The 14,594-nt window shown below is 70.8% G+C and carries 15 protein-coding genes, 1 tRNA gene and 1 pseudogene; 12 read left to right on the top strand and 5 right to left on the bottom strand.

Annotated elements, in window-relative coordinates; all coding sequences use genetic code 11:
• Positions 1-25 precede the first annotated feature (25 nt).
• The 3 genes from pgl to EEY80_RS11825 form a co-directional block, all read right to left on the bottom strand.
• The gene (gene pgl / locus EEY80_RS11835) at positions 26-697 is read right to left on the bottom strand and encodes a 6-phosphogluconolactonase (protein ID WP_126976772.1); all 672 of its coding nucleotides are present in this window, start codon (positions 695-697) and stop codon (positions 26-28) included.
• The gene (gene zwf, locus EEY80_RS11830; RefSeq protein WP_126976771.1) at positions 694-2,151 is read right to left on the bottom strand and encodes a glucose-6-phosphate dehydrogenase; all 1,458 of its coding nucleotides are present in this window, start codon (positions 2,149-2,151) and stop codon (positions 694-696) included. The genes pgl and zwf overlap by 4 nt, the downstream gene beginning before the upstream one ends.
• A gap of 184 nt (positions 2,152-2,335) precedes the next feature.
• Positions 2,336-3,100: a GNAT family N-acetyltransferase gene (locus EEY80_RS11825; protein ID WP_126976770.1), complete on the bottom strand. Its 765-nt coding sequence runs from the start codon at positions 3,098-3,100 to the stop codon at positions 2,336-2,338.
• 136 nt (positions 3,101-3,236) lie between these two features.
• Here EEY80_RS11825 and msrB point away from each other — a divergent pair, with 136 nt between their 5' ends.
• Positions 3,237-3,659, top strand: coding sequence for a peptide-methionine (R)-S-oxide reductase MsrB (gene msrB / locus EEY80_RS11820; protein ID WP_126976769.1), 423 nt, complete (start codon positions 3,237-3,239; stop codon positions 3,657-3,659).
• 89 nt (positions 3,660-3,748) lie between these two features.
• Here msrB and EEY80_RS11815 read toward each other — a convergent pair whose 3' ends face one another.
• Positions 3,749-4,228, bottom strand: a complete 480-nt coding sequence (locus EEY80_RS11815) for an outer membrane protein assembly factor BamE (protein ID WP_235829814.1) — start codon at positions 4,226-4,228, stop codon at positions 3,749-3,751.
• A gap of 223 nt (positions 4,229-4,451) precedes the next feature.
• Between EEY80_RS11815 and EEY80_RS11810 the strand changes: the two genes are divergently transcribed.
• The 8 genes and pseudogenes from EEY80_RS11810 to EEY80_RS11775 all read left to right on the top strand — a co-directional run bounded on the left by EEY80_RS11810 (position 4,452) and on the right by EEY80_RS11775 (position 10,561).
• The gene (locus EEY80_RS11810; RefSeq protein ID WP_126976768.1) at positions 4,452-5,108 is read left to right on the top strand and encodes a YceD family protein; all 657 of its coding nucleotides are present in this window, start codon (positions 4,452-4,454) and stop codon (positions 5,106-5,108) included.
• A 234-nt stretch (positions 5,109-5,342) separates the two neighbouring features.
• A complete protein-coding gene (gene rpmF / locus EEY80_RS11805) occupies positions 5,343-5,549 on the top strand; it encodes a 50S ribosomal protein L32 (RefSeq protein ID WP_126976767.1) in 207 nt (68 codons plus the stop codon).
• A 27-nt stretch (positions 5,550-5,576) separates the two neighbouring features.
• Positions 5,577-6,677: pseudogene (gene plsX, locus EEY80_RS11800) on the top strand (phosphate acyltransferase PlsX); the annotation flags it as partial.
• A gap of 170 nt (positions 6,678-6,847) precedes the next feature.
• Entirely contained in the window at positions 6,848-7,825 is a 978-nt protein-coding gene (locus EEY80_RS11795; protein ID WP_126976765.1) for a beta-ketoacyl-ACP synthase III, read from the top strand.
• Positions 7,826-7,953: 128 nt separating this feature from the next.
• Positions 7,954-8,265, top strand: coding sequence for an integration host factor subunit alpha (gene ihfA / locus EEY80_RS11790; RefSeq protein WP_126976764.1), 312 nt, complete (start codon positions 7,954-7,956; stop codon positions 8,263-8,265).
• A 95-nt stretch (positions 8,266-8,360) separates the two neighbouring features.
• Positions 8,361-9,203: a MerR family transcriptional regulator gene (locus tag EEY80_RS11785; RefSeq protein ID WP_235829813.1), complete on the top strand. Its 843-nt coding sequence runs from the start codon at positions 8,361-8,363 to the stop codon at positions 9,201-9,203.
• A 77-nt stretch (positions 9,204-9,280) separates the two neighbouring features.
• A tRNA-Pro gene (locus EEY80_RS11780) sits at positions 9,281-9,358 on the top strand.
• 123 nt (positions 9,359-9,481) lie between these two features.
• Positions 9,482-10,561: a 2'-deoxycytidine 5'-triphosphate deaminase gene (locus EEY80_RS11775; protein WP_126976763.1), complete on the top strand. Its 1,080-nt coding sequence runs from the start codon at positions 9,482-9,484 to the stop codon at positions 10,559-10,561.
• An 81-nt stretch (positions 10,562-10,642) separates the two neighbouring features.
• Here EEY80_RS11775 and EEY80_RS11770 read toward each other — a convergent pair whose 3' ends face one another.
• Positions 10,643-11,815, bottom strand: coding sequence for a deoxyguanosinetriphosphate triphosphohydrolase (locus EEY80_RS11770; protein ID WP_126976762.1), 1,173 nt, complete (start codon positions 11,813-11,815; stop codon positions 10,643-10,645).
• A gap of 125 nt (positions 11,816-11,940) precedes the next feature.
• On the opposite strand from EEY80_RS11770, the gene EEY80_RS11765 reads away from it, so the two are divergent.
• The 3 genes from EEY80_RS11765 to EEY80_RS11755 all read left to right on the top strand — a co-directional run bounded on the left by EEY80_RS11765 (position 11,941) and on the right by EEY80_RS11755 (position 14,505).
• Positions 11,941-12,267 (top strand): HesB/IscA family protein, encoded by a 327-nt coding sequence (locus EEY80_RS11765; protein ID WP_126976812.1) that lies wholly within the window; start codon positions 11,941-11,943, stop codon positions 12,265-12,267.
• A gap of 54 nt (positions 12,268-12,321) precedes the next feature.
• Positions 12,322-13,593, top strand: a complete 1,272-nt coding sequence (locus EEY80_RS11760; RefSeq protein WP_126976761.1) for a hemolysin family protein — start codon at positions 12,322-12,324, stop codon at positions 13,591-13,593.
• A 114-nt stretch (positions 13,594-13,707) separates the two neighbouring features.
• Positions 13,708-14,505 carry a hypothetical protein gene (locus EEY80_RS11755; protein WP_235829812.1) on the top strand — a complete coding sequence of 266 codons (798 nt, stop codon included), beginning with the start codon at positions 13,708-13,710 and terminating at the stop codon, positions 14,503-14,505.
• Positions 14,506-14,594 lie beyond the last annotated feature (89 nt).

The following is a 14,594-nucleotide window of genomic DNA, read 5'->3' as shown; positions in this document are numbered from 1 at the left end:
GGGGGCGGAAGGGGTTCGGACGGGATCAGGCGGCCCAATGCACCGTGGCGTCGGACAGCAGCGCGCGGATCGGCGCCGTCTCGGGCGGCAGGCCGCGCGCCTCTTCCAGCGCGGCGCGCTTGTCCTCGCCGGTGATCAGCACATGGATGCGCAGCGCCGCCGACAGCACCCGTGCCGACAGCGTCACCCGCGCTTCCTCGGCCCCCGGCGCCCGCATCGGCACCAGCACCGGCGCATCGGGCGCCAGCGCCTCGGCCAGACGATCCGCGCCGGGGAACAGCGAGGCGGTATGCATGTCCGCGCCCATGCCCAGCAGAAGCACCGAGATCGGCAGTTGCGCCTCGACCGCCGCGGCGAGGTCGGGGATCGCGGCCTCGGGTTCGGGCGTATCGGCATAGAGCGGCAGCACCGTCGCCGCCGCCGCGCGTTCCACCAGCAGCCGGTTCCTCAGCAGCCGCCCGTTGGACCGTTCCGAGCTTTCCGGCACCCAGCGTTCGTCGTTCAGGAACACCGTCACCTTGTCCCAGTCGAGCCGCGAGGCCGACAGGAGGTCGAAAACCGGCCCCGGCGTGCTGCCGCCCGGCACGCAGAGGCTCGCGCGCCCCTCCAGCCGCAGCGTCTCGCCCAGTTCCGAGGACAGCCGGTCGGCCAGCCCCATGTAAAGCGCCTCGCGATCGGGGTATTCGACGAATTTCATTCCTGTATCTCCCGCCAGCGCCGCCCGTCCCGGTGGATCAGCATCAGCGCGTCCTCCGGCCCCGAGGAGCCGGGATCGTAACCCTGCGGCCGGTCGCCCCGCGCCTCCCATCCGGCGATCACCGGGTCGGTCCAGGCCCAGGCGGCCTCGACCTCGTCGCCGCGCATGAACAGGGTCTGGTTGCCGCGGATCACGTCCATGATCAGCCGTTCATAGGCATCGGGAATGTCGGCCCCGTCCTCGCCCAATGCCTCGGCGAAGGACATGTCGAGCGGCACCTGCACCAGACGCATGCCGCCCGGCCCCGGTTCCTTGATCATCACCCGCAGGTTCATGCCCTCGTTCGGCTGCAGCCGGATCACCAGCACGTTCTCGCGCCAGTCGCCGCCCGCCTCGTCGAAGATCGAATGCGGCGGTTCCTTGAAGGTGATGGCGATTTCCGATGTCCGCGCCCGCAGCCGCTTGCCGGTGCGCAGGTAGAAGGGCGTGCCCTTCCAGCGCCAGTTGGCGACATGCACCTTCAGCGCGATATAGCTTTCGGTGCGGCTGGCGGGGTTTTCGGCATCGTCCAGATAGCCGGGCTCGCCGCCCCGCGCCCGGTACTGCCCGCGCACGATGTCGTCGGGGCCCACGGGTTGCAGCGCGCGGATCACCTTCAGCTTCTCGTCCCGCACCGCGTCGGGATCGAAGTGATAGGGCGCCTCCATCGCGATCAGGCACAGAAGCTGCATCAGGTGGTTCTGCACCATGTCCCGCATGGCGCCCGACCTGTCATAATAGCTGCCGCGCCCGCCCACGCCCACCGTCTCGGCCACAGTGATCTGCACGTGATCGACGTATTGCGCGTTCCACAGCGGCTCGAACAGGATGTTGGCGAAGCGCACCGCCATCAGGTTCTGTACCGTCTCTTTCCCGAGGTAGTGGTCGATGCGGTAGATCTGGCGTTCGTCGAAATGCGCGGCGAGCGTTGCGTTCAGCGCCCTGGCCGAGTCGAGATCGCGGCCGAAGGGCTTTTCCACCACGATCCGGCTGTCGGCGCGGGCGATGCCGTGCAGCTTCAGCCGCTCGGCCAGGTCGCCGAACAGCGCGGGCGCCACCGACATGTAGAAGGCGCTGACCACATCCGGGCGCACCATCGTGGCAAGCTGCGCCCAGCCCTCCTCGCCCCGCGCATCGACCGCGACATAGCGGATGCGTTCGAGAAAGCCCTGGATGGCGGCGGCATCCCGCTTGGCGGGGCCGACGAATTCGTCGATGGCCTCGGCCACCGACTGGCGGAAGGACGCGTCGTCCAGATCCGACCGGGCGGCGCCGATGATCCGCGCCTCGGCCGGGATCTGCCCGGCGAGAAAGCGCCGGTAGAGCCCGGGAAAGATCTTGCGCCGCGCCAGATCGCCGGTCCCGCCGAAGATCACAAGGTCGAACCGGTCGACCGGAATCACGCGCGACACCATCTGAGCCCCCATCGCTGTCAAGGACCCCGTCCCTGCCGTCATCCCCGCATCCCGCATCGGCTGCTCCACCCGTCGGTTAGCGCTAACGGCGCGTTTGTAGCCGCCCCGCCCCGAGAAGTCCAGTTCGGGGGAGAGTGGCATTCCGCCGCCGCCGCCGCAACGCCGCATTGGCCGGCGGCGGCGACTAGCCGGCGACGCCGCGCAAGAGCCGCGCGCGCGAAGGCGGGATCGCGCGGATTTCCAGCCCGGTGAAGACATGCAGCGTGTTCAGGTCGCGGTCGACCACCGCATGGTCGCTGACCCAGCCCCCCATCAGCAGATAGGTCCGCAAGAGCGGCGGCATCCCCAGCATCGCCCGCTTGGCATCGGGCTTGCGCAGCTTCAGCCGCTGCGCGAAGCGGAAGACGTTCGGCGCCTTCACGCGGGGCAGCCAGCGTTTGGGCGCAAGATGGCGGTCCTTCAGCATCGCGAAGGCATCCAGATAGGCCTCTGTATCCGTGCCCATGAAGCTGGAACAGCCGAACAGCATCTCCACCCCCTCGTCGTCGACGAAGCGGGTCATCGCGCCCCAGGCGACGCGCAGGATGTCTGGGTCGTGCCAGTCGGGATGGATGCAGAAGCGCCCCATCTCGACCATCGGCCCGTCGAAGGATTCGAGCGCCGACAGTTCGTAATACTGCGCCGAATAGCTGCGCCCGATCTCGCCCCCGCGCGCCAGCGGCAACAGGCGAAAGCAGCAGACCAGCGTGCCCGTCCGAGTCTCTTCCACCAGCACATGCCGGCAGGCCGGGTCGAAACTGTCGAGGTCGAGCCCCGCCTGACCCTCCGCCGCGGCATCGAGCCCGCGATTGGCGCGGAAGGCCAGCCAGCGCAGCCCCTGTGCTGCGGCGAGGTCGGCCGCGGTTTCGGCAAAGCGGGCCTGATAGCGGCCCCGGCGCAGCGACAGCATGACCTTTCCTTCCGCCTGCAAGGCCGCGCCATCCCCGGCGGGCACCTGTGGATATGTGGTCGCGCTCCTATATACACCAGATGTGACCGGATCACGACGGATGCCGGCCCCCTCAGCACGGAAAGGAGCAGCCGACATGGCGCCGAAGATCGAAAAGACCGACGCGGAATGGCGCGAGGAACTGGGCGACGAGCTCACCTTCCGGGTGACGCGGCAGGCCGCGACCGAACGCCCGTTCAGCCATCCGGGCTTCGCCCCCGGGGCCGGGGTGTTCCACTGCGTCTGCTGCGGCCAGAAGCTGTTCACCAAGGACACGAAATACGACTCGGGCTGCGGCTGGCCCTCGTTCACCGCGCCCGCCGATGCCAAGGCGGTGGACGAGCACGAGGATCTGAGCCACGGCATGCGCCGGGTCGAGGTCACCTGTTCCAACTGCGGCGCGCATCTGGGGCATGTCTTCCCCGACGGGCCGCGCGACGCGGGCGGCCTGCGCTATTGCATCAACGGCGTGGCGCTGGAGTTCGAGCCCGAGGCGGAGGGCAAGGCGGCGGCCGAATAGCCAAAGGCCCCCCGCCGCCGATCCGACCATCCCGGGGGGCGGCTGCACCGGCGGCCGGGGGGCAGCGCCCCCTTCCCCGCCGGGCTTCCTTACTGGATGAAGTCGTCGGCCCGGACGTTGCCCACGCTGCTCAGCAGCTGGCCGAGGAAGGTGACACCGCGGATATTGCTGTCGGTCACGCGGCGCGACAGCGGCACCACCTGCCCGCGCTCCAGCCCGAAGCGCTCGATATTCGCGACGGTGCCGTCCTCGGCGAAGGTGATCGCCACCACCTCGCGGGAAATCTCCTCGGGCTTGCGCCAGCCCGATTCCCGCCAGCGGCTGCCGACATAGTACCAGCCGCCTTCCGCCAGCACGCCGGACGAGGCGGGGCGGCCGACGAAATCGCCCACCGTGTCGCGCGTGTCGCGGCCGACTTCCAGCAGCGCCAGCTGATCGTCCGAAGGCACATAGCCATGATTGCGATAGACCGAGGCGCAGGCCGACAGCGTCAGCGACATGCCAGCGACCGCCAGGACGAGCCCGAGTCTGCCCCCGAGGTTGCCCACGATCCGTCCGATGCCGATCATTCCTGCTCCTGCCCCCGCCGCAGGGCACGGGGGTTCCCGCGCCGCGGCTCTTGCCTTGCCGGCTCTTGCCTCCTAAGCGGCTTACAACAAGCATGGCCCCGCCTTCAAGCCGTTGCGCGCCCCCGCCCCGGTCTGGCACCCGGTCACGCCCCCGTGCCGAGGGGCCGCCTTGCCCCCGGCGGCAGGGGCGCCACAGCCACCACGCAACCCAAAGGAGAACCCGATGTCCGACCGCAGCCAGCGCCCCACCCCGCCCGCCGGCCGGACGCCGTGGTCCCTGCCCTTCCGGGTCAGCGACCTTGCGGCGAGAAAGCCCACCCGCTTCACCCATGAGCCCGGAGCCGAGGCGCGCGCGGCGCTGGCTGCCGAACTGGGGATCAGCGACATCCCGCGCCTGAGCTTCCGCGGCGAGCTGTCGCCCAAGGGCCGCAGCGATTGGCACCTGACCGCGACGCTGCAGGCCACGGTGGTGCAGCCCTGCGTCGTCACCCTCACCCCGGTGACCACCCGTCTGTCGGAACCGGTCGAGCGGCGCTTCCTCGCCGACATGCCGGAACCCGAGGCGGAAGAGATGGAAGTGCCGGAAGATGACAGCGCCGAGCCGCTGCCGGCGGTGATCGACGCGGGCACGGTGATGGCCGAGGCGCTGGCGCTGGCTCTGCCGCCCTATCCCCGCGCCGGCAACGCGGAACTGGGGGCGGTGCAGGCCACCCCGCCCGGCGCCGAACCGATCGTCGAGGAGAAGTTGCGCCCCTTCGCCCGGCTGGCCGACCTGATGCGCCGCGACGGCACGGACGGTGACGGCGCGGGCGAGGACGACGCGGGCGAGGACCCCTCGGCACCCGGCGAAGGGGAGCCGGGGGACAAGCCCCGCCAATGACTTGCGGGCAAACGAGCCCCCGGCGGGAGCCTGCTGGACAGGCCCCGCCACCCCCGCTAGAAGGGCGCCAGAAAAGACTTGCGCCGCCGGGGAATCCGAGTATGTTCCCGGCCTCATTCACGCATCGGGTTCGCCCTCCGCGCCAGTGGGCCGGAACCTGCGAAACCTTGCACAAACAGGGGCTTGCCCCAGAAATCCACGGGGGCCTGCCCCCCTCAGACCCGAGGTCGAGACATGGCTGTCCCTCAGAACCGAGTCACGCGGTCCCGCCGCAACATGCGCCGCGCCCATGATGCGCTGGTCGCGTCGAACCCCGCCGAATGTTCGAACTGCGGCGAGCTGAAGCGCCCGCACCACGTCTGCGCCTCCTGCGGTCACTATGACAGCCGCGAAGTCGTCGCGCAGGCCGACGAAGTCGATCTCGACGAAGACGCGGCGTAATCCGCCGCCACCCACTGGCCGCGGAACATGTCGCACCCGACCGGACCTGACGCCGCTGATCGCCCTGCCGGCGGCCTCACCCGGGCCGGCGAGGGGGCGACGGCAGAGCGGATCGTGATCTCGGTCGACGCGATGGGCGGCGACCGGGGCGCCGCGGCGGTCGCCGCCGGCATCCAGCGGTCGGCGGCGAAGAACCCCGACATCGCCTTCATCGTCCACGGGCCGAAGCCCGAACTGGAACGTCTGCTCGGCCGCCGCAAGGAATTGCAGGGCCGGCTGGAAATCCGCCATGCCGAGGGCGTGGTGAAGATGACCGACAAGCCCAGCCAGGTGATGCGCCACGGCGAGGGCACCTCGATGTGGTCGGCCATCGAATGCGTCAAGCGCGGCGAGGCGCGGGTCGCGGTCAGCTGCGGCAATACCGGCGCGCTGATGGCGCTGTCGATGATCCGCCTGCGCAAGCTGCCCGGCGTCAACCGCCCCGCCATCGCGTGCCTCTGGCCCTCGCGCAACCCGCAGGGCTTCAACGTCATGCTGGACGTGGGCGCCGATATCCGCGCCGATGCCGAGGATCTGCTGCAATACGCGCTGATGGGCGCCTCCTATGCCCGCAACGGGCTGGGCCTGCAGCGGCCGCGCGTCGGCCTGCTGAACGTCGGCACCGAGGAACACAAGGGCCGGGCCGAGCTGAAGCTCGCCAATGACATGATCGCCTCGGCGACGGGGCTGGGCCAGTTCGACTATGTGGGCTTCGTCGAGGGCGGCGACCTGCCCTCGGCCCGGGTGGACGTGATCGTCACCGACGGCTTCACCGGCAATATCGCGCTGAAGACCGGCGAAGGCACCGCCAAGCTGATCTCGGATTTCCTGAAAGAGGCGTTCAACGCCACCTTCCTGTCGAAGATCGCGGCGCTCCTCGCGCTGACCTCGCTGGGCCGGCTGCAGAAGCGCATCGACCCGCGGCGCGTGAATGGCGGGGTGTTCCTCGGGCTGAACGGCACGGTGGTGAAGTCGCATGGCGGCGCGGACGCGCTCGGCGTCTCGGCCGCGATCAAGCTCGCCTTCCAGCTCGCCCGGTCGAATTTCCAGGATCGGCTCGCGGCGCGGGTTGCCTCTGCCGCGCAGGCGCGGCACGGTGCCCCGGCGGAGCACGGGCCCGACGCGGCGGCCCCCGCCGATCCGGCCGACGACACCCGGCGGCCGGACGATCGGCAGGCGGGGGACGGCGGCGGCGCGGTGTCCGACGATGGCAAAGGCGGCAGCCCGCGGGTCGGGCGCCTGTTGAACGGAACGACGGAATGACAGCAATCCGCGCCGTGGTGCGCGGCGTGGGGCATTACCTGCCCGAGCGCATCGTGCCCAATGCCTGGTTCGAGGACCGGCTCGAAACGACGGATGAGTGGATCCGGACCCGCACCGGGATCGAACGGCGGCATTTCGCCGCCGAGGGCGAGACGACCTCGTCCATGGCGATCCGCGCGGCCGAGGCGGCGCTGAAGGATGCGGGCGTCGCCGCGGATCAGGTGGACGCGATCATCGTCGCCACCTCCACCCCCGACTTCACCTTCCCCTCGGTCGCCACCATGGTGCAGGCGGGGCTGGGGCTGACCACCGGCTTTGCCTTCGACGTGCAGGCGGTCTGCGCGGGCTTCGTTTTCGCCCTGTCGAACGCCAATGCGCTGATCCTGTCGGGTCAGGCGCGGCGGGTGCTGGTGATAGGGGCCGAGACCTTCAGCCGGATCATGGACTGGGACGACCGCGGCACCTGCGTGCTGTTCGGCGACGGCGCCGGCGCGCTGCTGCTGGACGCGGCAGAGGGCACGGGCGGCACCGAAGACCGCGGCATCCTCGCCACCGACCTGCACAGCGACGGCCGGCACCGCGACCTTCTGTATGTCGATGGCGGCGTCGCCACCACCGGCACGGCGGGCCATCTGCGGATGCAGGGCAATGCCGTCTTCAAGCATGCCGTGCAGAAACTGGCCGAAACCGCCCATGCCGCGCTGGACAAGGCCGGCCTCGCCGGGGCGCAGGTCGACTGGATCGTGCCGCATCAGGCCAATCTGCGCATCATCTCGGCCACGGCCGACCGCATGGGCGTGCCGATGGAGCGGGTGGTGGTGACGGTGCAGGACCATGGCAACACCTCCGCCGCGTCGATCCCGCTGGCCCTGTCGGTGGGCAAGGCGCGCGGGCAGATTCGCGAAGGCCAGCTCGTGGTGACCGAGGCGATCGGCGGCGGCCTCGCCTGGGGCGCGGTGGTCCTGCGCTGGTAGGCGCAACCCCGCCGCCGGGCACGGTTCGGGGGCGCTTCGGCAAGGCCCTGCGCCGCCCGCCGCAAGCCATTGATATTGACTCGGAATAGCCCCTGCCCCCATCCTTCGCCAAAACAAGGGGGACCGGCATGGGAGACAAGACACTGACGCGCATGGATCTGAGCGAGGCCGTCTTCCGCGAGGTGGGACTGTCGCGCAACGAATCCGCGCAACTGGTGGAATCCGTTCTGCAACACATGTCCGACGCGCTGGTGCGGGGCGAGCAGGTGAAGATCTCGTCCTTCGGCACCTTCTCGGTGCGGCAGAAGGCGGCGCGCGTGGGCCGCAATCCCAAGACCGGCGACGAGGTGCCGATCTCGCCCCGCCGGGTGCTGACCTTCCGGCCCTCGCATCTGATGAAGGACCGGGTCGCCGCCGGCAATCGCGGCGCCACCCGCTGAGCCAATCCGGCACCGGTGCGGCGCGGCACCGCCGGTCACGCCCGGCCCCACCGAACGGCCCGTTCCGCGGGCCGGACCGCCCACAGGAGCAGCCCATGCCTCCCGACAGCGACACCCGCCCCGCCCCGACCGCCGCCCCTGACATCCAGCAGGGGCCGGCGCCGGACGACGCGATGCCCGGCGGGGCCGAGGCTGGGGCAGCGGCGGCAGGGGCGGCGGCGGGGACGGCGGCCGAGGGAAAATCCTCCGACGCCTTCCGCACGATCAGCGAGGTGTCGGTGCTGCTGGCCACCCCAGCCCATGTGCTGCGGTTCTGGGAAAGCCGGTTCAGCCAGATCCGCCCGGTGAAGCGCGCGGGCGGGCGGCGCTATTACCGGCCGAACGACGTGGCGCTGCTGGCCGGCATCCGCAAGCTGCTGCATGACGACGGGATGACGATTCGCGGCGTGCAGAAGCTGTTGCGCGAACAGGGCACGCGCGCGGTGGCGGCGGGTCAGGGCCTGCGGATCGCGCCGGTGACGGAACCGGCTGCGGAAAAACCGGCCGACGGCCCGCCCCCCGACACCGCCGCCCCGCGCGGCCGCCGCACCCGCCGCCGCGAGGCCGCCGGAACCGCGACGGCGCCCGCGAAGGCCGAGACCAAGGGGGCCGCAGAGAAGGTCGTCGAGGATCGCGCGCCCGACCTGCTGTCGCTGATGGCCGGCGACGCCCCCGCCCCGCCCGCGACTGCGACGCCGCCGGCCGCCGGCACCGAGGCCACCCCCGCCGACACCGGCACGGGCGAGCATGTCCCCGACGACCGTCCCACCGCCGCCGCGCGGCTGCGCCACCTGACCCGGGCCGAGGCCGCGCGCCTTGCCCCCGCGCTCGCCCGGCTGGAACCGCGTCTGGCGCAGCTTTCCGCCCGGCTGAACGGCCCGCCGCGCCGGCCGCTCTGACCGCAGCACCCGGGCTGTCGCGCCACCGTCATTTGCCGCTTGCACCCGGTCGCGCCATCGCACTATATGGCCCGCGTCGGGCCGTGGCGCAGCCTGGTTAGCGCGTCCGTCTGGGGGGCGGAAGGCCGCGAGTTCGAATCTCGCCGGCCCGACCATCACCGAACGCCCGCCCCTTCTGGGCGGGCGTTCGTGCATCGAAACCCCGGTCCTTGCAGCGAAAAATGCGCTATGATGCCCCGAAAGGCAGGGGCAGAGCCGTACTGCAGGGAGGGGTGCCGATGACCGTGACCGGGGTTCTGCCCGACAGCATGATCCGCGAGATGATCGCGCTTCACCAGATCTCGGCCGACAAGCCGGTGATCCCCGCGCAGATCCAGCCCGCCAGCCTCGACCTGCGGCTCGGCACCGTCGCGCATCGCGTCCGCGCCTCGTTCCTCGCCGGCAAGGGCCGCGCCGTCGCCGACCGGATCGCCGAATTCGGCATGCATGCGATGGACCTGACCCCCGGTGCGGTGCTGGAGAAGGGCTGCGTCTACCTCGTGCCGCTGAAGGAACGGCTGGACCTGCCCGGCCATGTCTCGGCCGTCGCCAACGCCAAGAGCTCGACGGGCCGGCTGGACCTGCTGACGCGCGTCATCACCGACGAGGGCGTGGAATTCGACCGCATCCCCGCCGGCTACAAGGGTCCGCTCTATGCCGAGATCTGCCCCCGCTCCTTCTCGGTGCTGGTGCGGCCGGGGATGCGGCTGAACCAGATCCGGTTCCGCATCGGGCAGGCGGTGCTGTCGGATGCCGATCTCGCCACGCTTCATGCCGCCGAGACGCTGGTGGACGGTCCGGCGCTGATCGCGCAGGGCCTGGGCTTCTCGGTCGACCTGCGCCCGGCGGGCGGCGGGCGGGTGGGCTGGCGGGCCAAGCCCCATGCCGGGGTGATCGACCTCGACCGGATCGCCGCCTATGCCCCGGGCGATTTCTGGGAAGAGATGCTGGCCGAGGACGGGCAAGTGATCCTCGATCCCGGCGCCTTCTACATCCTCGTCAGCCGCGAGGCGGTGACGATCCCCCCCGCCTATGCCGCCGAGATGGCGCCCTACCTGGCCATGGTGGGCGAATTCCGGGTGCATTACGCGGGCTTCTTCGACCCCGGATTCGGCCATGACGCCGCGGCGGGGCGCGGCAGCCGCGGCGTGCTGGAGGTGCGCTGCCACGAGGCGCCCTTCGTGCTGGAACACGGGCAGGTGGTGGGCCGGCTGGTCTATGAACGCATGGCCGCGCCGCCCGACCGGCTGTATGGCGCGGGGATCGCCTCGAACTATCAGGGCCAGGGGCTGAAGCTGTCCAAGCACTTCCGCGCCTGAACCCGCCCCCTCCAGCCGGCCGAAACAATCGGGGTAAACGGACGCGCCCGCGGCCGGAGGGGCAGCGCCCCTCCCGCCCCCTCAGCCGCAAAGCCGCCGGTGTTCCTGGATGGCAAAGCGGTCGGTCATCCCCGCCACATAGTCCAGCACCACCCGCGCCAGTTCGGTGCGGTCGGCGGCGCGGGCCACATCCTGCTGCCAGTCGGGGGGCAGCAGGTCCGGCCGGTCGAGGAACAGCGGGAACAGGTCGTCGATCATCGCCGTCACCCGCCGCCGCTCGATCACCACCGTGGGCGCGCGATACATCCGGGCGAAGAGGAAGGACTTGATCGCCTTCAGGTTCTGGTAGAGCGGCTTGGAAAACCGGATGATCGGCCCTTCCATCCCCCGGATCTCGTCAGGGTGGCGCGGCTGCAGCGCCGCCAGCCGGTTCTGCGCGACCGAGATCACATCCTCGACCATCACGCCGAAGACCCGGCGCAGCGCCTCGTGCCGCCGCCGCGCGGGGTCGAGCCCCGGATAGGCGGCATCCACCTCGGCGAAACAGGGGCCGGTCACCGGCAGGTCCATCAGGTCGGCCTCGGTGAAAAGTCCCGCGCGCAGCCCGTCATGCAGGTCGTGGTGGTTGTAGGCCACGTCATCGGCCACCGCCGCCACCTGCGCCTCGGCGCTGGCATTGGTGTCCAGTTCCAGATCCCAGGCCGCGTTCACCTCGGCCAGCGCATAGGGCAGCGGACCGTCGCCCACCGCATGGCTGCCGCTGGCGCGCGGGCCGGTGACGGGACCGTTGTGCTTGGCGATGCCTTCCAGCGTTTCCCAGGTCAGGTTCAGCCCGTCGAAATCCGCGTAATGCCGTTCCAGCCGGGTGACGATGCGCAGCGCCTGCGCATTGTGGTCGAACCCGCCGAAGGGCTGCATCAGCGCGGCGAGCGCATCCTCGCCGGTATGGCCGAAGGGCGGATGGCCCAGATCATGCGCCAGCGCCACCGCCTCGGCCAGGTCGGTGTTCAGCCCCAGATGCCCGGCGATGGTGCGTGCGACCTGCGCCACCTCGATCGTGTGGGTCAGCCGGGTGCGGTAATAGTCGCCCTCGTGTTCCACGAAGACCTGCGTCTTGTGCTTCAGCCGGCGGAAGGCCGAGGAATGGATGATCCGGTCGCGGTCGCGCTGGAAGGGTGAACGGAAGGTCGACATCCGCTCGTCGTGAAGTCGGCCGCGGCTTGCGTCGGGCTGGCAGGCATAGGGGGCGAACATGGGGCCTTCTCTGGTCGTCCGGTCCGGCTGCGGCGGGGCACCGGCGCGCGTCTCGCCTTGCGGCATCATCTGGGGCACCCTATATGTCGGACATCACCGAAATGATACGGGTTTTCCCGATGGATCTGGCCCTTCCGCCGAAAGTCACCCCCCGCGCCTTCACCCGTCTGGCCGAGATCAACGCCGCCAGCGGCGAGGGCAAGGCCCTGCGCGTCGCGGTCGAGGGCGGCGGCTGTTCCGGGTTCCTGTACGACATCCGGCTGGACGATCCCGCGCCCGACGATCTGGTGCTGGAAGCCGACGGGCAGAAGGTGCTGGTCGATCCGGTGTCGCTGCCCTTCCTGCAGAACGCGGTGATCGACTTTTCCGAGGAACTGATCGGCGCGCGCTTCGTCATCGACAATCCGAATGCCACCTCCTCCTGCGGCTGCGGCACCAGCTTTTCGCTGTGACCGCCGGGACCGCGCGGCTGACGGTGCCGGCCCACGTCCGATCGTGACGGGACCATGATCCTCGAAATCGCCATCGTGCTCATGCTGACGCTCTGCAACGGGGCGCTGGCGCTGTCGGAACTTGCCATCGTCTCGGCCCGCGCCGCCCGGCTGAAGGTTCTGGCCGAGGATGGGCGCCGCGGCGCGGCGGTGGCGCTGGACCTGCAGCAGGATCCGGGACGGTTCCTGTCCACCGTGCAGATCGGCATCACCCTGGTCGGCGTGCTGTCGGGCGCCGTGTCGGGGGCCACACTGGGCCAGCGGCTGTCGCTGGCGCTGGCCGAGGCGGGCGTACCGGACCAAGTCGCGGGGCCGGCGGGCGTGGGGCTGGTGGTGGCGGCCATCACCTATCTGTCGCTGATCGTGGGCGAGCTGGTGCCGAAGCAGATCGCGCTGCGCGACCCCGAGGCGATGGCCGCGCGCATGGCCCCCGCCATGGCGCTGATCGCGCGGCTGACGACGCCGGTCGTGTGGTTCCTCGACCTGTCCGGCCAGACGGTGCTGCGCCTGATCGGCCAGTCGGGCGAGGCCGAGAACCGGATGACCGATGACGAGGTCCGCATGACCATCGCCGAGGCCGAACGTGCCGGCATCCTCGCCCCCGGCGAGCGCGAGATGATCGCGGGCGTGATGCGGGTGGCCGACCGCAGCGCCCGCGCGCTGATGACCCCGCGGCGCGAGGTGGAGATGATCGACCTGGCCGACCCGGTCGAGACGATCCGCGCGCAGGCGCTGGCCGCCCGCCGGTCGCGGCTGCCGGTCCGCGACGGCGGCCCGGACGATATCCTGGGCGTGGTGGCGGCGCGCGATCTGCTGGCCTGGAACCCCGAGGACCGCCCGCTGCGCGACCTCGTGCGCCCCGCGCCGGTGGTGCTCGACGTGGCCGGCGCCGATGTGGTGATCGGCCATATGCGCAACTCGCGCGCGCATCTGGTGCTGGTCCATGACGAATACGGCCATTTCCAGGGCGTCGTCTCGCCCATGGACCTGCTGGAGGCGATCACCGGCACCTTCGTCGCCCCGGAGGACGAGGAGGAACCGGCGATGATCGCGCGCGAGGACGGGTCGTGGCTGGTGGCCGGCTGGATGCCCATCGACGAATTCGCCGACCGTCTGGGCCTGCGCCGGCCCGAGGGCGATTTCGACACCGTGGCGGGCTTCGTGCTGGACCGGATGCGCCGCCTGCCGACCCTGGGCGAGACGCTCGCCCATGCCGGATGGCGGTTCGAGGTGGTGGACCTCGACGGGCTCAGGATCGACAAGCTGCTGGTGTCGCGCGCCCGGTGAGGCGGCCGATATGACCCTTGGTCCCGGAAAGTGACGTCGGGGAAGCATTCGTGCTTCGCGTTTTCGCATTTGCAGCATAGTCTGTACGCGACCGCAGCGAACCGCAGACTTCCGATGACCACGATCCTGCTTCTTGGCTCCGGCCCCGGGGTGACGGCCTGCCGCGACTGGCCGCGCGCGCCCTTCGACCGGATTGCCGCGATCAACAACGCCTGGGCGGTGCGACCGGACTGGGATCTGCTGATCCATCCCTGGGACTTCGCCCCGGAACGGATGCCCGCCGATCCGCCGCCGGGCGCCCGCATCGTGACCGAGGCCGATTTCGTTCCGGCGCAGAATGCCTTCGGCGGCTTCGTGTATGCAGGCGCAACCATGGCCTTCACCGCGGCCTACTGGCTGCTGGCGGAATACCGGCCGCGCCGCATCGCCTTCCTCGGCTGCGACATGCACTACCCGGCCGATGGCCCCACCCATTTCTACGGGCGCGGCAGCGCGGACCCGCTGCGCCCCGACATCACCCTGCAATCGCTGGAGGCGAAGGCGACCCGGCTGGCGATCCTCGCGGCGCGGCAGGGCTGCACGCTGGTCAACCTGTCCGCCGGCCCCTCGCGCCTGACCTTCCCCCGCGCGACGCCCGCGACGCTCGATGCCGTGGCCCCGCCCGTCGCGGATGCCGCCGCCGTCGCCGCCGCATTGGCGCGCGAGGCGGAGCTTGCCTATTTCGTGCCCTCGGGCCGCTATTGGGAAGACCTCGGCCGGTTCGACCCGGCGGCGCTGGCCGCGCTCGACGCGCTGTGGCTGGCCGCCTTGCCGGGGGTTCGGAATATCGCGAACGATGCGATTCCCGCCGCGCTCGCCGGCGAGGCCCTGCCGCCCGGCCCGGTGGCCCAGCCCGGCGCGCTGGCCGGATAGCGCCGGGCACACCGCCGCCCGCGCGCCGCCGCATTGCCCCGGCGCGCCCGGGCCTGCTAAGGCTGGGTCCGGACCGACCGCAGCCCATC

This window comes from Frigidibacter oleivorans, assembly GCF_003993775.1.
In the GTDB taxonomy this organism is placed as follows: Bacteria; Pseudomonadota; Alphaproteobacteria; order Rhodobacterales; family Rhodobacteraceae; genus Frigidibacter; species Frigidibacter oleivorans.
Note: the sequence above shows the minus strand (reverse complement) of the source record. Positions and strands in the feature narration are given on the sequence as shown.